Origin of the sequence: Amycolatopsis sp. NPDC050768 (assembly GCF_040654155.1) — a bacterium.
Taxonomy (GTDB): Bacteria; Actinomycetota; Actinomycetes; order Mycobacteriales; family Pseudonocardiaceae; genus Amycolatopsis.
The window spans coordinates 361,919-378,364 of the sequence record NZ_JBFAHL010000006.1 but is presented as its reverse complement, the minus strand read 5'-3'; the positions used below and the strand labels follow the sequence as shown (position 1 = coordinate 378,364).

The following is a 16,446-nucleotide window of genomic DNA, read 5'->3' as shown; positions in this document are numbered from 1 at the left end:
AACGAACCCCGTTTCGGCGCCCCGGGAGAAGTCCGTGAACTTTTTCGCCGATCGCGGTGAACCGAATCGGCTCCGGCCCACGTGATGGGTGCGGAAGGGCGCGAAGGCCGTGCCCGGGTTGACACGGACGGATGGTCTTTCGGGCACCGGTTCGAGTGGTGATTTCCCGTCACACCAGGACTGCTACGCTCCGATCAGTGACATCTGCGCCCCTTTTGCGCAGGTGTCCGGACCGCGGCGCAGCGCCGTGCACGACCCGCCGTGGGGAAGGAAGCTCTCGGGTATGGCGGACAGGTTCGAGTTCGTTCTCGACGTCTTCGAAGCTCTTGTAGTCAGCCAGGCAACCGGCGGTGACATCCGCCAGTACCCGTTGCGAATCGGCACGGTGCCTTCGGATCCCATCCGGTTCGTCCGCCTGGCGACCCAGGTCTACCGGGCGATGGAGGACAAGCGGCTCTCCACTCATGGTGAGCTCAGCCCCCACGTGCAGACGGCGTTCGGGTTGCTCGCCCGGCCGCGCGTCTCCGTCGCGGTGGCCGGGGTCGACGGCGTCGGCGCCGACATCGCGGTGCTCGCCCTCAGTGACGGCAGGCAGGCGCTCGGGATCACGCAGAACCCGCGCACCGACGACCTGCTGTTCTCCCTCTTCGCCGACGAGGACCTCGTCGACGTCGTCACCGGCGTGCTGCCTCCGGCGCGCGCCGCGACGACCGGCGCCCACGAGGTGAGCCGGCAGGCGACGCGTGCGGTGTCGGCGATGACCGCGCGGCGCATCGCCGAGGCGGCCGAGGACGAGGAAGAGACGGACGCGTTCGGGATGATCGAGGTCCGCGGGACCGTGCGACCCAGCCGCACCGACCCCCGTGTGACACCGACGCCTGGCAGCACCGAGGTGTTGGAGCGCGTCATGGCCGCGCCGCGCCTCGGCGGCGGCCACGTCACCGTCACCGGCTGGGGCCGGCACGGCGAGCTGCGCGCGGCCGACCCGCTCAGCTGGCTCGACACGCAGGACGGCCGCTACCTGATCCACACCACCACCGGCGAGGCCGGTGACCTGAGCGCGAAGTACGTCCCCGCAGGGCGGTCCGAGGTGGCCCGCGCCGTGCAGAACGCCATCGCCGCCGTCTACTGACGCGCGCGCACCAAGAGGAGGGAGATCCGGTGGCCGACGACGCGACCCCGGCGATGATGACTGCGCGTGAATTTACACCGCAGTTGTCCGGGACCGAGCTGAAGCGATTGGCGCAGACCGGCAGTTTCGCGGTGGACGACACCACCGGCAACCAGATGATCGAGGCGCTCGAAGGTGTGATCGACACCCTTCAGGCGCGGTGGGACGCTTTGCAGAAGCTGGGCACTGCCCCGGCTCTGTCGTCCACGGCGACCGGTCAATGGGTGTCGAACCACATGCTCAACACCGCCAGCGACGCCCAGGGCTTGCTCACGCAGCTGCAGGCGGCGCGCGACGAGTTCCCGACATACGTCGAGGCGATCAAGCTGGCGAAGCAGAACTACAGCAACACCGAAGCCGGAACGCGCGACACCATCAACCGGCTTCCCGTCGACGAGCTGACCTGAGGAGGATCTCGTGGCCACGACAACCGACACGTCCACCTCGGCGGTTTCAGACCCGTCGTCACCGGACTACGACCTGCACAGCCCCTACTACGAAGTGACGGCCGACTCGTCGTCGAAGTACTTCGTCGGCCCGGTCAAGCCGGACGACGTCGCCTCCGGTGACCAGATCCGTGCCGACGCCGCCAAGGAGGTCGACGACGAGATCGCCCAGGGCTGGCTCGGCCCCGTCGTCGACCCGAAGACGCGCAACGACAAGATCCAGGAGCTCTACGAGCAGCGGCTCGTGGAGGCGAAGTCCGGCCTCGACGGTGGTCTCCAGCTGCGCCAGACCGACGGCGCGCCTTACACCGACTGGTCGCAGGCGACGCACGAGCAGATGCAGCAGGCCATCACCCAGCAGGCGAACTCGGGCACCGTGGCCGAGTCGTCGGAGGAGTGGGTGCAGGTCGGCAACGACCTGGCCACGCACCAGCAGAACCTCGCGCAGGCGATCTCCGCCAGCACGAGCAACTGGCAGGGCGCGGGCGGCGACGCGGCGCGCGAGCACCTCGCGAACGTCGGCAAGTGGCTCGGCACCACCGCCCAGGGCGCGACCCTGGCCGGGCGCCAGCAGGAGATCCACTCGCAGGCGCTGAACCAGACGCAGATCGCGATGGCCGCGAACCCGCCCGTGCAGTTCAACGTGCAGGACGCCAACGCGCAGCTGCAGCAGATCAAGGACCCCGCCGAGTACGCCGCGCAGGCGTCCAAGGCGATGGCGACCTTCACCGAGCAGCAGGCCGCGCGCCAGCAGGCGGCGCAGCTGATGACGCAGTACGACCACACGATCGGCTCGGCCGTCGTGACGCCGGCGTTCGCGGCTCCGCCGAAGCTGCCGGGCTCGACCGCCGCGAACGGCGGCGGCGCCGGTGGCGCCGGCGGTGGCGGTGCCGGGAGCCAGGGTCTTCCGATCGGCCCCGACGGCCTGCCGATCGGCCCGGACGGCCGGCCCATCGGTCCCGACGGTCTGCCGATCGGCGGTGCCGGTGGTGGCGCGGGCGGCGGCGCTGGTGGCGGTGCGGGTGGTGGCGCCGGCGGCTTCAACCCGCCTCCGCTCAACGTGCCCGACGGTCCGGGCGGCGCCGGTGGCGGTGGTCTCGGCGGTGGTTCCGGCAGCGGCGCCGGCGGCGGTGCGGGTGGTGGCGCCGGCGGCTTCAACCCGCCTCCGCTCAACGTGCCCGACGGTCCGGGCGGTGTCGGTGGCGGTGGCCTGGGCGGCGGCGGCCTCGGCGGCGGCTCCGGCCTGCCGAACGACGAGACCACGAAGACTTCGGGCTTCACGCCCCCGCCGCTGAACGTGCCCGACGGTCCCGGCGGTACCGGGATCGGCGGCGGTGGCTTCAACCCGCCGCCGTTCAACCCGGGCAGCGGTGTCGGTGGCGGTGGCCTGGGCGGCGGCTCGGGTTCCGGCACGGGCTTCACCCCACCGCCGTTCAACCCCGGCACGGGCGTCGGCGGTGGCTCGCTCGGCGGTTCCGGTGGCGGCCTCGGCGGGGGCTCGGGCAAGATCCCGACCATCGGCCGTAGTGGCGGCATCAACGGCGACAGCATCAGCAGCCGCCTCGGCGGTGGCGGCGGTGCCGGTGGCGGCGGGATCGGCGGCATCGGTGGTGGCGCCGGCATCAAGGGCGCGGGCCTCGGTGGCGCGGCCGGCGCGGGTGCCGGTTCCGGTGCCGCGGCGACCGAGGAGGAGCTGGCCGCGCGAGGCGGTGGCGCACAGGCGGGCGCCAAGGGCGCGGCCGGTTCGCCGGGCATGGGCGGCATGGGTGCCGGCCAGAAGGGCGGCAAGGGCCCGGAGGACAAGGAGCACAAGATCGCCGACTACGTGGAGTCGGACGACCCGAGCTTCTTCGCCCCGGACGAGGTCGTCGCGCCGCCGGTGATCGGTGACTGGAAGAACAAGGACTGGAAGTGAGGCGGGGATGACCAGCGGAGGCTTCGACGTCGAACCCGACGAGCTGACGGCGCACGCCAGCCACCTCGACGGGCTCGTGGACCGGCTGAACAACGCCGTGCAGGCGGCGGACTACGCGTTGAACGACGACGCCTACGGCCTGCTGTGCGCGTTTCTCCCGCCGATCGTGAACCCGACGGGGGAGCAGGCCAAGGACGCGGTGAGCGCCGCGGCCGAAGGCATGCAGACCACTGCGGACAACGTCCGCACCACGGCGCAGGCGTACATGGACGGCGACTCCCAGGAGGCGCAGCCGTTCCTCAACCAGCTGGCCAACAGCGACGAGGCGGCGGGCTTCACCAGCGGGGGCTCGGACGGCTACTCGTCGAGCAGCTACCCGTCCGGCAGCGAACCGCTGTCGCCGCGGATCGGCACGACGATCCCGAGCGAGCCGCTGCAGGAGCCGCTGTCGCCCCGCATCGGCACCACGGTGCCGAGCGAGCCGCTGCAGGAGCCGCTGTCGCCCCGCATCGGCACCACGGTGCCGAGCGAGCCGTTGCAGGCGCCGCTGGAGGCCGATCGCCCGTCGTACCGCATCGGCACGACCGTGCCGAGCGAGCCGTTGCAGGCGCCGCTGTCGCCTCGCATCGGTACCACGGTGCCCGACCAAGAGCCCGTGGTGAACCCGTCGTCGTTCAGGATCGGCACGGTCACCGAGTAGCCGGTGCCAGTTGGCGCCGGGCGACGCTTCGCCCGGCGCCACCCGAACAGTTCAGCAGCAGGCAGATCGAGGAGTACGAACACCATGACCAGTGCGGGAGGGTTGGGTGACCTGATCAGGGACCCCGACGAGGCGATCCGGCGGATGGACGAGTGGGCGGCGGGCTTCGCCCGCAAGGCCGAGCGCTACGCGGCCGCCCAGCAGGAGACCGAACGGCTGCGCCTCACGGCGTCGAGCCCCGACGGCACCGTCAAGGTCACCGTCGGCGCCGACGGGGTCGTGTCCGACCTGGTCTTCGGGTCCAAGACGCGGACCATGCCGCAGGAGGAGCTGGCCCGCATGGTGCTGGACACCATGCGGCGCGCGCAGTCGGGCATCACCCAGCGCGTGGCCGAGGTCATGACCGAGAACCTCGGCGACGAGGACCAGGACACCCGCTCCGCGCTGCTCGGCAGCCTCCGCAGCCGCTTCCCGGACCTCGACGAGCCCGAAGACGGTTCGGGCGAGCCGGAGCCCCCGGCTCCGACCCCGCCGCCGGTGCCGCCCGCACCGTCGGCCGGTGGTGCCCCGACCCCGCCGCCGCCCGCCGCGCCGCCGAGCCCGGCAGGTCCGACGGGTCCGCGCCGTCCGGGTCGCATCGACCCGGACGAGCAGGACAACAACCCCTGGTGACCTCTGGCGTCGCTGTCCACTGAGGACGCCGAGGACACTGGACACTGGACACCGGCGCCGGCGTGCCGGGGTTTTCATCGCATCCGTTGTGCGCCAACTGGTAATGGGCCGGGGCTCGGATGCGGCTTTAGTTGGTGACGGTGGCCCGGTCGTGCGCGACCTGGCCACCGAACTGGGAAGGTTTCGTTCGTGAGTAATCCGTTGATCGCGCCGACGCAGGATTCGACGAAGGCTTATTCGGGCATTTCGTTGCTGGAAACCGCGAACGATCTGTCGACGGCGATCGAGTCGGGTGATTGGGCGTCGGTCGCGATGGGTGCGGTCGGCACCGCGCTCGACGCTTTGTCGATGGCGATGGACCCGTTCGGCGCCATTCTGGCGGCCGGGGTGTCGTGGCTGATGGAGCACGTCGGTCCGTTGAAGGACGCGCTCAACGGGTTGACGGGGAACGCGGATCAGATCAAGGCGCAGTCGGAGACGTGGGCGAACGTCGCGAAGGAGCTGGGCAGTGTCGCGTCGGATCTGAATGACGCGGTGAGCGCGGATCTGCAGTCGTGGTCGGGTTCGGCGTCGGACTCCTACCGGCAGCGGGCGCAGGATCTGGGCACGTCGTTGCAGGCGGCGCAGAAGGGCTGTGAAGGCGCTTCTTCCGGAGTGAAGACCGCCGGTGAAGTGGTCGCCGCGGTCCGGACTTTGGTGCGGGACATCATTTCCGAGCTGATCGGGCACATGATCAGCTGGGCCCTGCAGGTCGTGTTCACCCTCGGGATCGGCCTGGCGTGGGTCGTTCCGCAGGTCGTGAGCGCGGTGGCGAAGACGGCGTCGCAGATCACGGGTCTGGTCACGAAACTGGTGAAGGCGCTCAAGGCGCTGGTTCCGTTGCTGAAGAAGGCCGGGACGCTGTTCGAGGACGCGGGCAAGGCGTTCAAGGGCCTCAAGGGCGGCAAGGTCGCTCCGCCGCCGAAGGCCGGTGACCTCAGCGGCACTCCGAAGGCGCCGCCGGTGAAGACCCCCGGTGGTGACGGTGGCGGCACGCCCAAGGGCGGCGGCTACGAGGGCACGCCCAAGGACTACACCCCGCCCCCGGGCAAGTCGAGTGGCGACGATTCCACGCACGCCTCCAGTTCGGGTGGTGGCGACGCCCCGCCGCCGCCGAAGAGCGACCCTCCGCCGCCGCCGAAGGGCGACGATTCCACGCACGCCTCCAGTTCGGGTGGTGGCGACGCCCCGCCGCCGCCGAAGAGCGACCCTCCGCCGCCGCCCAAGAGCGGTCCGGACCCGGCTCCCACGCCCAAGGGCCTCGACGCCAGCCCGGCCCCTGGTGGTGGGGGGACCCCGAAGGGGCTGCCCAAGAGCGGTGGCAAGGGCGGTGAGACGGGGCCGAGTTCGGTCAAGGACGCCAACACCGATCCGAAGGCGAACGACAAGCCCGCCGACACCAAGCCCACCTGTGGTGACCCGGTCGACGTCGCCACGGGCCAGATGATCATGACGCAGCAGGACGTCGAGCTGAGCGCGTCGCTGCCGCTGGTGCTGGCCCGGACCCACCTGTCGACGCACCGGCTGGGCGGGTACTTCGGCGCCGGCTGGGCGTCCACTGTGGACCAGCGGCTGGATGTGGAGCCGGACGGGTTCTACTTCGCCGCGGACGACGGGATGTTGCTGAACTACAGCACCCCGTTGCCCGAAGGTGACGGCCTGGGGGTGCTGCCCGATTCCGGTCCGCGCTGGCCGTTGCTGCGCACCGAGGGCGGGTACGCCATTGCCTGCTTGGACCGCGATCGCCTGCTGCATTTCCAGGACGACGGCACGGGCCGGCTGGCGATCAGCGGGATCCGGGACGGCGAAGGCAACCAGATCGAGTTCGTCCGCAACGAGGACGGCACGCTGGTCGGGATCGCCCATTCGGCGGGGTACCGGATCGCGGTGGACACCGGTGACGGTCTGATCGAGACGCTGCGCCTGCTCCCCGCGGACCCGGCGGCCGAGGAGTCGGACGTCGTGTTGGTGCGCTACGGCTACGACGAGCAGCGGCGGCTGGTCGAGGTGGTCAACTCCTCCGGGCAGTCGCTGCGGTTCGGCTACGACGCCGAGGGGCGGATCATCCGCTGGCAGGACCGCAACGACATGTCCTACCGCTACCGGTACGACGCGGCGGGGCGTTGCGTCGAGACCGAAGGCAAGGACGGCTACCTCAGCTACACCTTCGACTACGACCGGGAAAACCTGCTCACCCGGGCGATGGACTCGCTGGGTCAGGTCACCACCTTCGAACTGGACGAAAACCTGCGGGTGGTCCGGCAGACCGATCCTCTGGGCCACGTCACCGCTTCGGAGTGGGACGAATACGGGGCGCTGCTGTCGAGCACCGACCCGCTCGGGCGGACCACGCGCTACGAGTACGACGAGGCGGGGCGCCCGGCCGCGGTGGTCCGGCCGGACGGCAGCCGGTCACGATCGGAGTACGACGCGGCGGGCCGGCCGGTGACGTTCGTGGACTTCGACGGTGCGGTGTGGCGCCGCGAGTACACCGAGTCCGGCCGGTTGAGTGCCGAGATCGATCCGAGCGGGGCGCGCACAAGCTACGCCTACGACGCGGCGAGCGGGACCAGCACGGTCACCGATGCGCTGGGTCGCACGAGCCGGGTCGAGTACGGCGTGGCCGGGCTGCCGGTCGCGGTCGTCGATTCGCTCGGCACGGCCACGCGGTACCGCTACGACGAGCTCGGGCGGCCGGCGGAGATCACCGACCCGCTGGGCGGGGTCACCCGGCTCCGCTGGAGCGTCGAGGGTGCGCTCCTGTCCCGCACGTTGCCGGACGGGACCACCGAGCAGCTGGGCTACGACGGTGAGGGCAACCTGCGGCAGGCCACGGGCGCTGCGGGTGTGGTCACCCGGACCGAGGTCGCGCACTTCGACCGCGAGGTGGCTCGTACCGCGGCGGATGGCAGCCGGTTGGCGTTCACCTACGACACCGAGCTGCGGCTGACGTCGGTGACCAACCAGCAGGGCCTGGTGTGGCGCTACACCTACGACCCGGTGGGCCGGCTGGTCGGGGAGACCGACTACAACGGCCGGGCCATCGGCTACGTCCACGACGCCGCGGGTGAGCTGGTCGAGTACAGCAACGCGGTCGGGCAGACCGTGCGGCTCACCCACGACGCGGTCGGCAACATCATCGAGCGCCGCAGTGACCAGTCGGTCACGCGCTACACCTACGACCCGGCGGGGCGGATCACCCGGGCCATCAACGACGACACCGACCTGAAGATCCGCTACGACGCCCTCGGCCGGGTGCTGAGTGAGGAGCTCAACGGCCGGACCGTGGCGTTCCGCTACGACGCGGCCGGCAACCGGGTGTGGCGGCGGACCCCGTCCGGCGCGGAGAGCACCTGGCAGTACGACCAGGCGGGGCGGCCGCTGTCGCTGCGCACGGCCGGCGAACTGGTCCGCTTCGGCTACGACGCGCTCGGCCGGGAGGTCCAGCGGCAGGTGGGCCCGGCGGTGCGGCTGGTCCAGTCCTGGGACGAGGCTCACCAGCTGCGGGCGCAGACGCTCGCGGCCGCCGGGGATCGCGTGCTGCAGCAGCGCACGTACGGCTACCGGTCGGACGGCCACCTGACCACGGTGCAGGACCGGGTGAGCGGGCCGCGTCAGTTCGACGTGGACCCGCTCGGCCGGGTGCTGGCGGTGACCGGGCCCGGCTGGTCGGAGCGCTACGCCTACGACCCGGCCGGGAACATCGTGGACGCCGACTGGCCGGTCACGCCGGCGGCGACGGTCGCGGATGCGGCCGGTCAGCAGGCGCGCGGCAGCCGGCGGTACGCCGGCACGCTGCTCGAGCAGGCCGGCGCGGTGCGCTACCAGCACGACGCCGAGGGCCGGGTGGTGCTGCGGCAGGTGGAGCGCACGCCTGGCGTGGTGGACACGTGGCGCTACACGTGGGACGCGGATGACCGGCTCGTCGGCGTGGTCACCCCGGACGGGCAGCGCTGGCGCTACGTGCACGACGGGCTCGGCCGGCGCGTGGCGAAGCAACGCCTCGGCGGAGACGGCCGGGAAGTGCTCGAGCAGGTCGAGTTCTGCTGGGACGGCACCGAACTCGTCGAGCAGGTCCACAATGGACGACACGCGCTCGTGTGGGACTGGGCGCCCGACGGCCTGCGGGTGATCGGGCAGACCGAGCGCGTGCCGGCGCCGGGCGGCTCGCAGCAGTGGGTCGACCAGCGCTTCTTCGCCGTCGTGACCGACCTGGTCGGGACACCGACCGAACTGGTCGACGCGCAGGGCACCCTCGCCCACCACGCCACCGCCACCCTGTGGGGTGGCACGCAACCCGGCGCGAGCGCCGCCACACCACTGCGGTTCCCCGGCCAGTACCACGACCCGGAAACCGGCCTGCACCACAACTTCCACCGCTACTACGACCCCGCCACCGGCCGCTACACCAGCCATGACCGGCTTGGTCTCGTCCCCGGGGCGCACTCGCAGAACTACGTGCGCAACCCCACCGGCTGGGTCGACCCCCTCGGCCTGACTCCTTGCCAGGCTGGAGAGCTCGGGAAAGTCGTAAAGGATTACAGGGAGAAACTCGGCTGGCAGAAGGGGTCGGGGCCGCACCCGTTGACCAAACTACCCGGCCAGCAGCAGCAGTACGCGCACGTCGGCGTAGGAAAGCTCGGCTTCGAGGGAGCGGGCGGGGACACCGGCCTGAAGATGGTGGTGGACAAACAAAACGGCTACATCGTCGGGTACCTCAAGAAGGATGAGGGTGGCGGCCCCGACACGTTCCATTACGATCCGACGCACGAGTACCACAAGGATGTGCGTATCGATCCGAACCATGCAGCGCCCGGAGCCGTGCACAAGCCGGACATCGGATCGATCGCGTATCCTCCCAACGAAAAGTACAATCAGAATTTCGGCCCCAACACCCTGGCGAACGCCGTGGATGACATGTCGAACAGCGCCAAGGGATCGACGGACTCACTTCGAGTGACCGCTATGCACGTCGCCGAAGCCGGCCGGTTCGACCCGGTCGCCAAAAATCACCTGAATTACTTCACGAATAACATTGACGACAAACTCAGCACACCTAACTGGGAAAAGATCAATGGTTGGGGTAAAGCGAGTGACGAGTTCCGGGCTTCGGGGTCGGGTGACAACCCTTCGGGTCTGGCGCTGCTGAATCCGCCGAAGTCGAACAGGTAGTCCTGGCGCCGGCCTGGAATCGATGCCGATTCCAGGCCGGTGCCGGTCAGGCGGTGGTCACCACTTGTCCCAGTGGGTCACCTCGTCCGGAGCCGGCCGGGAGGCCGGGCGGAAGTCCGTACCCAGGGTGTAGGCCAGCGGGGTCAGCACGGCCTGCGCCACCGTCTCGTAAGGAATCCCGAGGATGTCGGCGACCTCCTGCTCCCGGACCACGTGCATGGAGGTCCACGCGGTGCCGAGGCCGCGGGCGCGCGCGGCGAGCATGAAGCTCCAGGTGGCGGGCAGGACGTTGGACACGCCCGCCGTCGCGGAAGCGCGGTCGGGGCCTTCGTTGCAGGCCAGGACGAGCACGGGAGCCTCGCCCATGTGGTCACCGAGGTAGTCGGCCGAGCTGGCGACGCGGGACTGCACGCGGTCCCGCTCGGTCTCGCCTGAGTTGTTGCCCGGGTAACCGGGGGAGGCCTTGTACTGGGCGAAGATCGAGCCGTAGATTTCGCCGATGGCGCGGCGCTTGGCTTCGTCGCGCACGACCACGAAGCGGGCCGTGACGATGTTCGAGCCGGCCGGGGCCTGCAGGGCGAGGGCGACGCATTCGCGGATGAGGTCGTCGGGCACGTCGCGGGTGAAGTCGAGGCGTTTGCGCACGGCGCGCGTGGTGGACAGCAACTGGTCCGGGGAAAGTTCGAGCATGCCGCGATCATAGGTCCGCGAGGCAGGTGCGCGCGCCGCGCGAGACCGTGACCACAACCTGGTTCAGTGCGCGCGCAGGCCCTCGATCAACAGGTCGGCGAACCGGTCCGCCAGCTCTTCGGTCGTCAGCTCACCTTCGGGTGAATACCAGACATACGCCCAATTCAGGATGCTCGTGAGCGCGATGCCGGCGATGCGCGGGTCGGCTTCGCGGAACTCGCCGGTCTCGATGCCTTGCGTGATGATGCTGCGCAGCCCGGTTTCCCAGCGGTCGCGGCTGGCGATCACGGCTTGCTGGCGGGGTTCGCTGAGGTTGCGCCACTCGTGGAAGAAGACGGTGGCGAACTCCTTGTTCTCGCCGATGAGCTTGAGGTCGCGCGCGGCCACCTGGCGCAGCTGCTCGGTCGCGGTGCCGCCGGCGGCGAGGATCTCCTCCATGTCGCGCTCGGACCGTTCCATGATGCTGTGCACGATCGCCTCGAGCAGATCCTCTTTGCTCTGGATGTGCACGTACAGGCTTCCGGCGTGCACGCCGACCTCCCGGCCGATGTCGCGCATCGAAGTCCCGTGGTAGCCCTTGCGGGCGAACAGGCTTGCGGCGATCTCGACGATGGGCGTGACGTAGTCGGTGGCTCGTTCGGACACCCGCCCATTAGACACTACGGCGAGTGACGAGTCGATGGGCAGAACGGGTGCAACAACTGTTTGTTGACCGATCGCTCCCATGCGATTAGCGTCCGGAGGCGAGACTTGGAGGCAGCCCGACGATGCGCTACTACGAGATCGACCAGAGGACCACCGCGCACATCCTCGCCGACAAAGCCGCCCGCGTCGGCGACCGCCCGTTCCTGCACTGGGCGGGGCGCACCTTCACCTACCGCGACCTCGACGAGATGACCAACCGCTACGCCAACGGGTTCGCCGACCTCGGCATTTCCCGGGGCGACCACGTGGCGATGATGATGCCCAACGGCCCGGAGTTCCTGTGGACGCTCTGGGGCCTGGGCAAGCTCGGCGCCGTGGCGGTGCCGCTCAACACCGCCGCCAAGGGCGAGTTGCTGCGGTACTTCCTCGACCAGTCCGACTCCACGGCCGTGTGCGTGGCCGGTGACCTGCTCGCGCGCGTCGCCGCCGTGCTGCCCGAGGTGCCGGCCGTACGCACGGTGCTGGGGCTCGGCTCCGACCCGGCGCAGCTGGCCGCGCTCGACGGGGTCACCACCCACGACCTCGCCGATCTCGGCCAGGCCTCACCCGAGCCGCCGCGGCTGGCCGAACCCGTGCGCTGGAACGACCCGCACCTGATCCTCTACACCTCCGGCACCACGGGCCCGTCGAAGGGCGCGATCTGCCCGCAGGCGCAGGGCCACGCCGTGGGCCATCAGATGGCTTCGCTCAACTCCTACCGCCAGGACGACGTGCTTTACACGTGCCTGCCGGTCTTTCACGGCAACGCGATCTGGTACACCGTCTACGCCGCGCTGTGGGCGGAAGCGTCGGTGGCCCTCTACCCGCACTTCTCGGCCAGCCGGTTCTGGTCGCAGATCCGTGAGTCGAAGGCCACCGTGTTCAACTGCCTCGGCGCGATGGCGAACATCATCTGGCAGCAGCCGCCCTCGGAGCGCGACCGCGACCACAACGTGCGGATCTGCATGATGGTGCCCAACTCCCGTGAGCTGGCCCAGGGTTTCCTCGAGCGCTACGGCACGCGCGTGACGTCGGTGTACGCCATGACCGAGAACTGCGCGGTCACCGTGTTCAGCCCCGACGACTCGCCCGAGAAGGTGCCCTCGGCCGGGCGCGTGCGTCCGGACATGAGCGTGCAGATCGTGGACGACGAGGGCCGCGCCTTGGCGACGGGTGAGGTCGGCGAGATCCGCCTGCGCCCCAACGAACCCGGCATGACCATGCTGGAGTACTACAAGATGCCCGACGCCACTGTCGGCGCCACGCGCGACCTGTGGTTCCACACCGGCGACCGCGGCTGGCTCGACGAAGACGGGTACCTGTTCTTCTCCGACCGCAAGAAGGAAGCCATCCGCCGCCGCGGCGAGAACATCTCCGCGTATGAGGTGGAGACCATCGTCTGCAAGCACCCGGCGATCCTCGAGGCCGCCGCCGTGCCCGTGGCTTCGGAACTGGGCGAGGACGACCTGATGGTGTACGTCGTGCTCGAAGAGGGCGCGAGCGCCTCCTACGAGGAGATCATCGCGTTCTGCGACGAGCACATGCCCTACTTCATGGTGCCGCGCTACCTGGAGTTCATCGACCGCCTGCCGAAGACGCCGAGCGAGAAGATCGAGAAGTACAAGCTGAAGACCGCCGCCGCGGACCGCGTCGGCGAGCTGTGGGACCGGGAGGCGGCGGGCATTGTCATCAGGAAGTGAAGCCGTCAGGGTCAGTGTGGACGGTTACGTCGGCCGGATCACGATCGACCAGGAGGCCACGCGCAACGCGCTCAGCCCCGAGGTGATCGCCGGTCTGGACAAGGCGATCACGGCCGCGGCGGAGTGCTCGGTGGTCGTGGTGCGCGGGCGGGGCGGAACGTTGTCGGCCGGCGCCGAGCTGAAGTTCCTGCGTTCGGTGCTGGACGACCCGGCCGCGGTGCGCGAGTACATCACCTCCATCGGGATGACGCTCGACCGGCTGGAAGCCGCGCCGTTCGTGTCCGTCTGCGTGATCGACGGCTACGCGGTGGCGGGTGGCTGCGAGATCATGCTCGCCTGCGACCTCGCCGTGGTCAGCGAGACCGCGCAGATCGGCGACCGGCACCTCGAGTACGGGCTGCTGCCGGGCGCCGGCGGTTCGGTGCGCCTCACCCACGCCGTCGCCCCGGCGATCGCCCGCAGGCTGCTCTACACCGGCGAAATCGTCGACGGCGCCACCGCCGCGGGCTTCGGGCTCGTGAGCAGCGCGGTGCCCGCGGCCGAGCTCGACGACGCCGTCGAGGCGCTCGTGGCGCGCCTGGCCCGGCACGCGCCCGACGCGTTGCGCAGCATGAAACGCCTGCACCGCAAGGCACTCGCCGACGAACCCGCCGCCGCGATCACCGCGGAGCGGGAGACGTTGCTCGCGCACCTGGCCGGCCCCACCGCACGGGAGGGGCTGGCCGCGTTCGCCGAGCGGAGAGCGCCGCGGTTCGGCAGTCTCTGATTCAAGATCGCCGGTGGCCCGGCGCGGAAAGGTAAACCATGAGCACAGACACCGATCGCCCGGTCTCGGGCCGGTGGTTCGAACAGCTGGAAGTCGGCACCGTGGTGCGGCACGCGACGCGGCGCACCGTGACCGAGACCGACAACGTGCTGTTCACGACCATGACGATGAACCCGGCGCCGATGCACCTCGACGCCGACTACGCCTCGCGCTCCGAGTTCGGCAAGCCGCTGGTGAACAGCATGTTCACGATCGCGCTGGTGGTCGGGCTCTCGGTGTACGAGCTCACGCTGGGCACGATCGTGGCGCAGCTCGGGATGTCCGAGGTGGAGTTCCCGAAGCCGGTGTTCGCGGGCGACACGATCCGCGTGGAGAGCGAGGTCGTGGAGGCCCGCGCCTCGAAGTCGCGGCCGAACGCCGGGATCGTCGTGTTCGAGCACCGCGCCTACAACCAGCGCGACGAACTGGTGTGCCGGGCCAAGCGCACCGGCCTGATGCACCGCCGACCAGTGGGGGATGCCGCGTGATCACCGAGTACTTCGACCGGATCAAGGTGGGCGACACCCACGTCAGCCGGGCCCGCACGATCACCGAGACCGACATCGTGCAGTTCGCCATGTTCACCGGCGACTGGCACCCGGCGCACACCGATGCCGAGTACTTCGGGGCCGACCCGGTGTTCGGCGGCCGCGTGGCGCACGGCGCGCTGTCGCTGTCGGTCGCGCTGGGCCTGGTCACGTTCTGGCCCGAGGCGATGAAGGCGTTCTACGGCATCGACCGGCTGCGGTTCGTCACGCCGGTGCGCGTGGGCGACACGATCCACGTCGAGACCGAGGTCACCGAGCTGACCCCGCGCGGCGACGGCCGGGGCGTGGTCACCTCCGCGTTCCGGATCCTCAACCAGCGTGGCGAAACCGTGCTGGCGGCGTCGCTGAAGACCCTCGTGGTCACGGAGGAGGCAGCGCGATGAGCGAGGTGACGGCCGAGCTCGAGACGGCCGAAGAGATCGCGCTGGCGGGCGGCGACGCGAGCCGCTGGCCGAACAAGCTCCCGGTGCGGGAACGGATCGCGCTGCTGCTCGACCCCGGCAGCTGGGTGGAGGACGGGCTGCTCGCCGACGCGTCGGGCGACGGCCTGCCCGCCGACGGCGTGCTCACCGGCGTCGGCACGGTCGAGGGCCGGCCGGTCGCCGTGATCGCCCACGACTTCTCGGTGAAGGCCGGGTCGTGGGGCGAGCTGACGTGCGAGAAGCAGGTGCGCATCCTGGAGCGCGCCGACCGGGACCTGCTGCCGGTGTTCTACCTCGTCGACTCCGCCGGCGGGCGGCTCACCGACCAGCTCGGCTTCTTCTCCGGGCGGCGCGGGGCGTCGCGGATCTTCCAGCTGCAGGTGAAGCTTTCCGGGAGGGTGCCGCAGATCTGCTGCCTGCACGGGCCTTCGGCCGCGGGCGGTGCGTACATGCCGGCGTTCACCGACTGGGTGGGCATGGTCGCGGGCAACGCGTCGATGTACCTGGCCTCGCCGCGCGTCGCGGAGAAGGTGACCGGCGAGCGCACCACGCTCGAGGAGATGGGCGGCGCGACCATGCACGCCACCGTTTCCGGCTGCGGCGACGAGGTGTTCGACGAGGACTGGCAGGTGATCGCGGCGGCGCGGCTGCTGCTGTCGTACCTGCCCGACGACTGGCGCTCGGCGCCCGCCCGCGCCGAGGCCGTGGCGCCGGAGATCCCGGACTGGCCCGACGGCCTGATCCCGGAGGACCCCAACGCGGCCTACGACGTGCGCGACGTGATCCTGCGGCTGGTCGACGCCGGGAGCTTCTTCGAGATCAAGTCCGCGTGGGCCGAGGAGATGGTGACGGGCTTCGCGCGCCTGGGCGGGCAGACCGTCGGGCTCGTCGCGAACCAGCCGTCGGTGCGCAGCGGCGCGATCTTCGTGGACTCGGCCGACAAGGCGGCGCGGTTCGTGTCGATGTGCGACGCGTTCAACGTGCCGCTGGTGTTCCTGCAGGACGTGCCGGGCTTCATGGTCGGCGTCGCGGTGGAGCGGCAGGGGATCATCCGGCACGGTGCGAAGATGGTCGCGGCGATGGCGAGCGCCGAGGTGCCGAAGTTCAGCGTGGTGCTGCGCAAGGCGTACGCGGCCGGCTTCTACGCGATGTGCGCGCCGGGCTTCGAACCGCGCGCCACGATCGCTTTGCCGACCGCGACGATCGGCACGATGTCCCCCGAGGCGTCGGCGAACGCGGTGTACGCCAACAAGATCGCGGCGATCGAGGACCCGGCCGAACGCGAGGCGTTCGTCGCCGCGCGCGTCGCCGAGCAGGCCGCGGACTTCACGTTGCTGCGGCTGGCCGGTGAGCTGCACGTCGACACGGTGGTGAAACCGGAGGCGCTGCGGGCCGAGCTGCTGGGCCGCCTGCGCGCGGCGGGGAGCTGGGAGCGTTCGGGCCACCGCCGTCACCACCTGATCAGCCCGGTGTGAGGGAGCT

The 16,446-nt window shown here is 70.4% G+C and carries 12 protein-coding genes and 1 pseudogene; 11 read left to right on the top strand and 2 right to left on the bottom strand.

Annotated features, from left to right (window positions below):
* Nucleotides 1-283: 283 nt before the first annotated feature.
* The 6 genes and pseudogenes from AB0H62_RS20395 (at nt 284) to AB0H62_RS20370 (ending at nt 10,115) form a co-directional block, all read left to right on the top strand.
* Entirely contained in the window at nt 284-1,132 is an 849-nt protein-coding gene (locus tag AB0H62_RS20395; RefSeq protein WP_220241311.1) for an ESX secretion-associated protein EspG, read from the top strand.
* Nucleotides 1,133-1,185: 53 nt separating this feature from the next.
* Entirely contained in the window at nt 1,186-1,578 is a 393-nt protein-coding gene (locus tag AB0H62_RS20390; RefSeq protein WP_360587576.1) for a hypothetical protein, read from the top strand.
* Between the two features lie 10 nt (nt 1,579-1,588).
* Entirely contained in the window at nt 1,589-3,532 is a 1,944-nt protein-coding gene (locus AB0H62_RS20385) for a hypothetical protein (protein ID WP_360587464.1), read from the top strand.
* A 7-nt stretch (nt 3,533-3,539) separates the two neighbouring features.
* Nucleotides 3,540-3,830, top strand: a pseudogene (locus tag AB0H62_RS20380) (type VII secretion target); the annotation flags it as partial.
* A gap of 486 nt (nt 3,831-4,316) precedes the next feature.
* Nucleotides 4,317-4,904, top strand: a complete 588-nt coding sequence (locus AB0H62_RS20375) for a YbaB/EbfC family nucleoid-associated protein (RefSeq protein ID WP_360587462.1) — start codon at nt 4,317-4,319, stop codon at nt 4,902-4,904.
* 189 nt (nt 4,905-5,093) lie between these two features.
* Nucleotides 5,094-10,115 carry an RHS repeat-associated core domain-containing protein gene (locus AB0H62_RS20370; RefSeq protein ID WP_360587460.1) on the top strand — a complete coding sequence of 1,674 codons (5,022 nt, stop codon included), beginning with the start codon at nt 5,094-5,096 and terminating at the stop codon, nt 10,113-10,115.
* A 57-nt stretch (nt 10,116-10,172) separates the two neighbouring features.
* Here the strand turns inward: AB0H62_RS20370 and AB0H62_RS20365 are convergent, their stop codons facing one another.
* Together AB0H62_RS20365 and AB0H62_RS20360 are read right to left on the bottom strand one after the other, a co-directional pair.
* Nucleotides 10,173-10,805, bottom strand: coding sequence for a nitroreductase family protein (locus AB0H62_RS20365; protein ID WP_360587458.1), 633 nt, complete (start codon nt 10,803-10,805; stop codon nt 10,173-10,175).
* Nucleotides 10,806-10,868: 63 nt separating this feature from the next.
* Nucleotides 10,869-11,450: a TetR/AcrR family transcriptional regulator gene (locus AB0H62_RS20360; protein WP_360587456.1), complete on the bottom strand. Its 582-nt coding sequence runs from the start codon at nt 11,448-11,450 to the stop codon at nt 10,869-10,871.
* Nucleotides 11,451-11,572: 122 nt separating this feature from the next.
* Here AB0H62_RS20360 and AB0H62_RS20355 point away from each other — a divergent pair, with 122 nt between their 5' ends.
* Genes AB0H62_RS20355 through AB0H62_RS20335 form a run of 5 tightly spaced genes read left to right on the top strand, consistent with a single transcriptional unit; the run spans nt 11,573 to nt 16,439 of the window.
* Nucleotides 11,573-13,189: an ATP-dependent acyl-CoA ligase gene (locus AB0H62_RS20355; RefSeq protein ID WP_360587454.1), complete on the top strand. Its 1,617-nt coding sequence runs from the start codon at nt 11,573-11,575 to the stop codon at nt 13,187-13,189.
* A gap of 16 nt (nt 13,190-13,205) precedes the next feature.
* The gene (locus tag AB0H62_RS20350) at nt 13,206-13,955 is read left to right on the top strand and encodes an enoyl-CoA hydratase-related protein (protein ID WP_360587452.1); all 750 of its coding nucleotides are present in this window, start codon (nt 13,206-13,208) and stop codon (nt 13,953-13,955) included.
* Nucleotides 13,956-13,993: 38 nt separating this feature from the next.
* Nucleotides 13,994-14,482, top strand: coding sequence for a MaoC family dehydratase (locus AB0H62_RS20345; protein WP_220241302.1), 489 nt, complete (start codon nt 13,994-13,996; stop codon nt 14,480-14,482).
* Complete coding sequence (locus tag AB0H62_RS20340; protein ID WP_220241301.1) at nt 14,479-14,925, top strand: MaoC/PaaZ C-terminal domain-containing protein; 447 nt, start codon at nt 14,479-14,481, stop codon at nt 14,923-14,925. Before AB0H62_RS20345 ends, AB0H62_RS20340 begins: the two co-directional genes overlap by 4 nt.
* Nucleotides 14,922-16,439 (top strand): acyl-CoA carboxylase subunit beta, encoded by a 1,518-nt coding sequence (locus AB0H62_RS20335; RefSeq protein ID WP_220241300.1) that lies wholly within the window; start codon nt 14,922-14,924, stop codon nt 16,437-16,439. Before AB0H62_RS20340 ends, AB0H62_RS20335 begins: the two co-directional genes overlap by 4 nt.
* The last annotated feature ends 7 nt before the right edge of the window (nt 16,440-16,446 follow it).

Excerpts from the sequence above, each read along its gene's own strand:
- AB0H62_RS20395 (WP_220241311.1), top strand. The coding sequence starts at position 284 with ATGGCGGACAGGTTCGAGTTCGTTCTCGACGTCTTCGAAGCTCTTGTA.
- AB0H62_RS20335 (WP_220241300.1), top strand. The coding sequence starts at position 14,922 with ATGAGCGAGGTGACGGCCGAGCTCGAGACGGCCGAAGAGATCGCGCTG.
- AB0H62_RS20355 (WP_360587454.1), top strand. The coding sequence starts at position 11,573 with ATGCGCTACTACGAGATCGACCAGAGGACCACCGCGCACATCCTCGCC.
- AB0H62_RS20345 (WP_220241302.1), top strand. The coding sequence starts at position 13,994 with ATGAGCACAGACACCGATCGCCCGGTCTCGGGCCGGTGGTTCGAACAG.
- AB0H62_RS20375 (WP_360587462.1), top strand. The coding sequence starts at position 4,317 with ATGACCAGTGCGGGAGGGTTGGGTGACCTGATCAGGGACCCCGACGAG.
- AB0H62_RS20390 (WP_360587576.1), top strand. The coding sequence starts at position 1,186 with ATGATGACTGCGCGTGAATTTACACCGCAGTTGTCCGGGACCGAGCTG.
- AB0H62_RS20365 (WP_360587458.1), bottom strand. The coding sequence starts at position 10,805 with ATGCTCGAACTTTCCCCGGACCAGTTGCTGTCCACCACGCGCGCCGTG.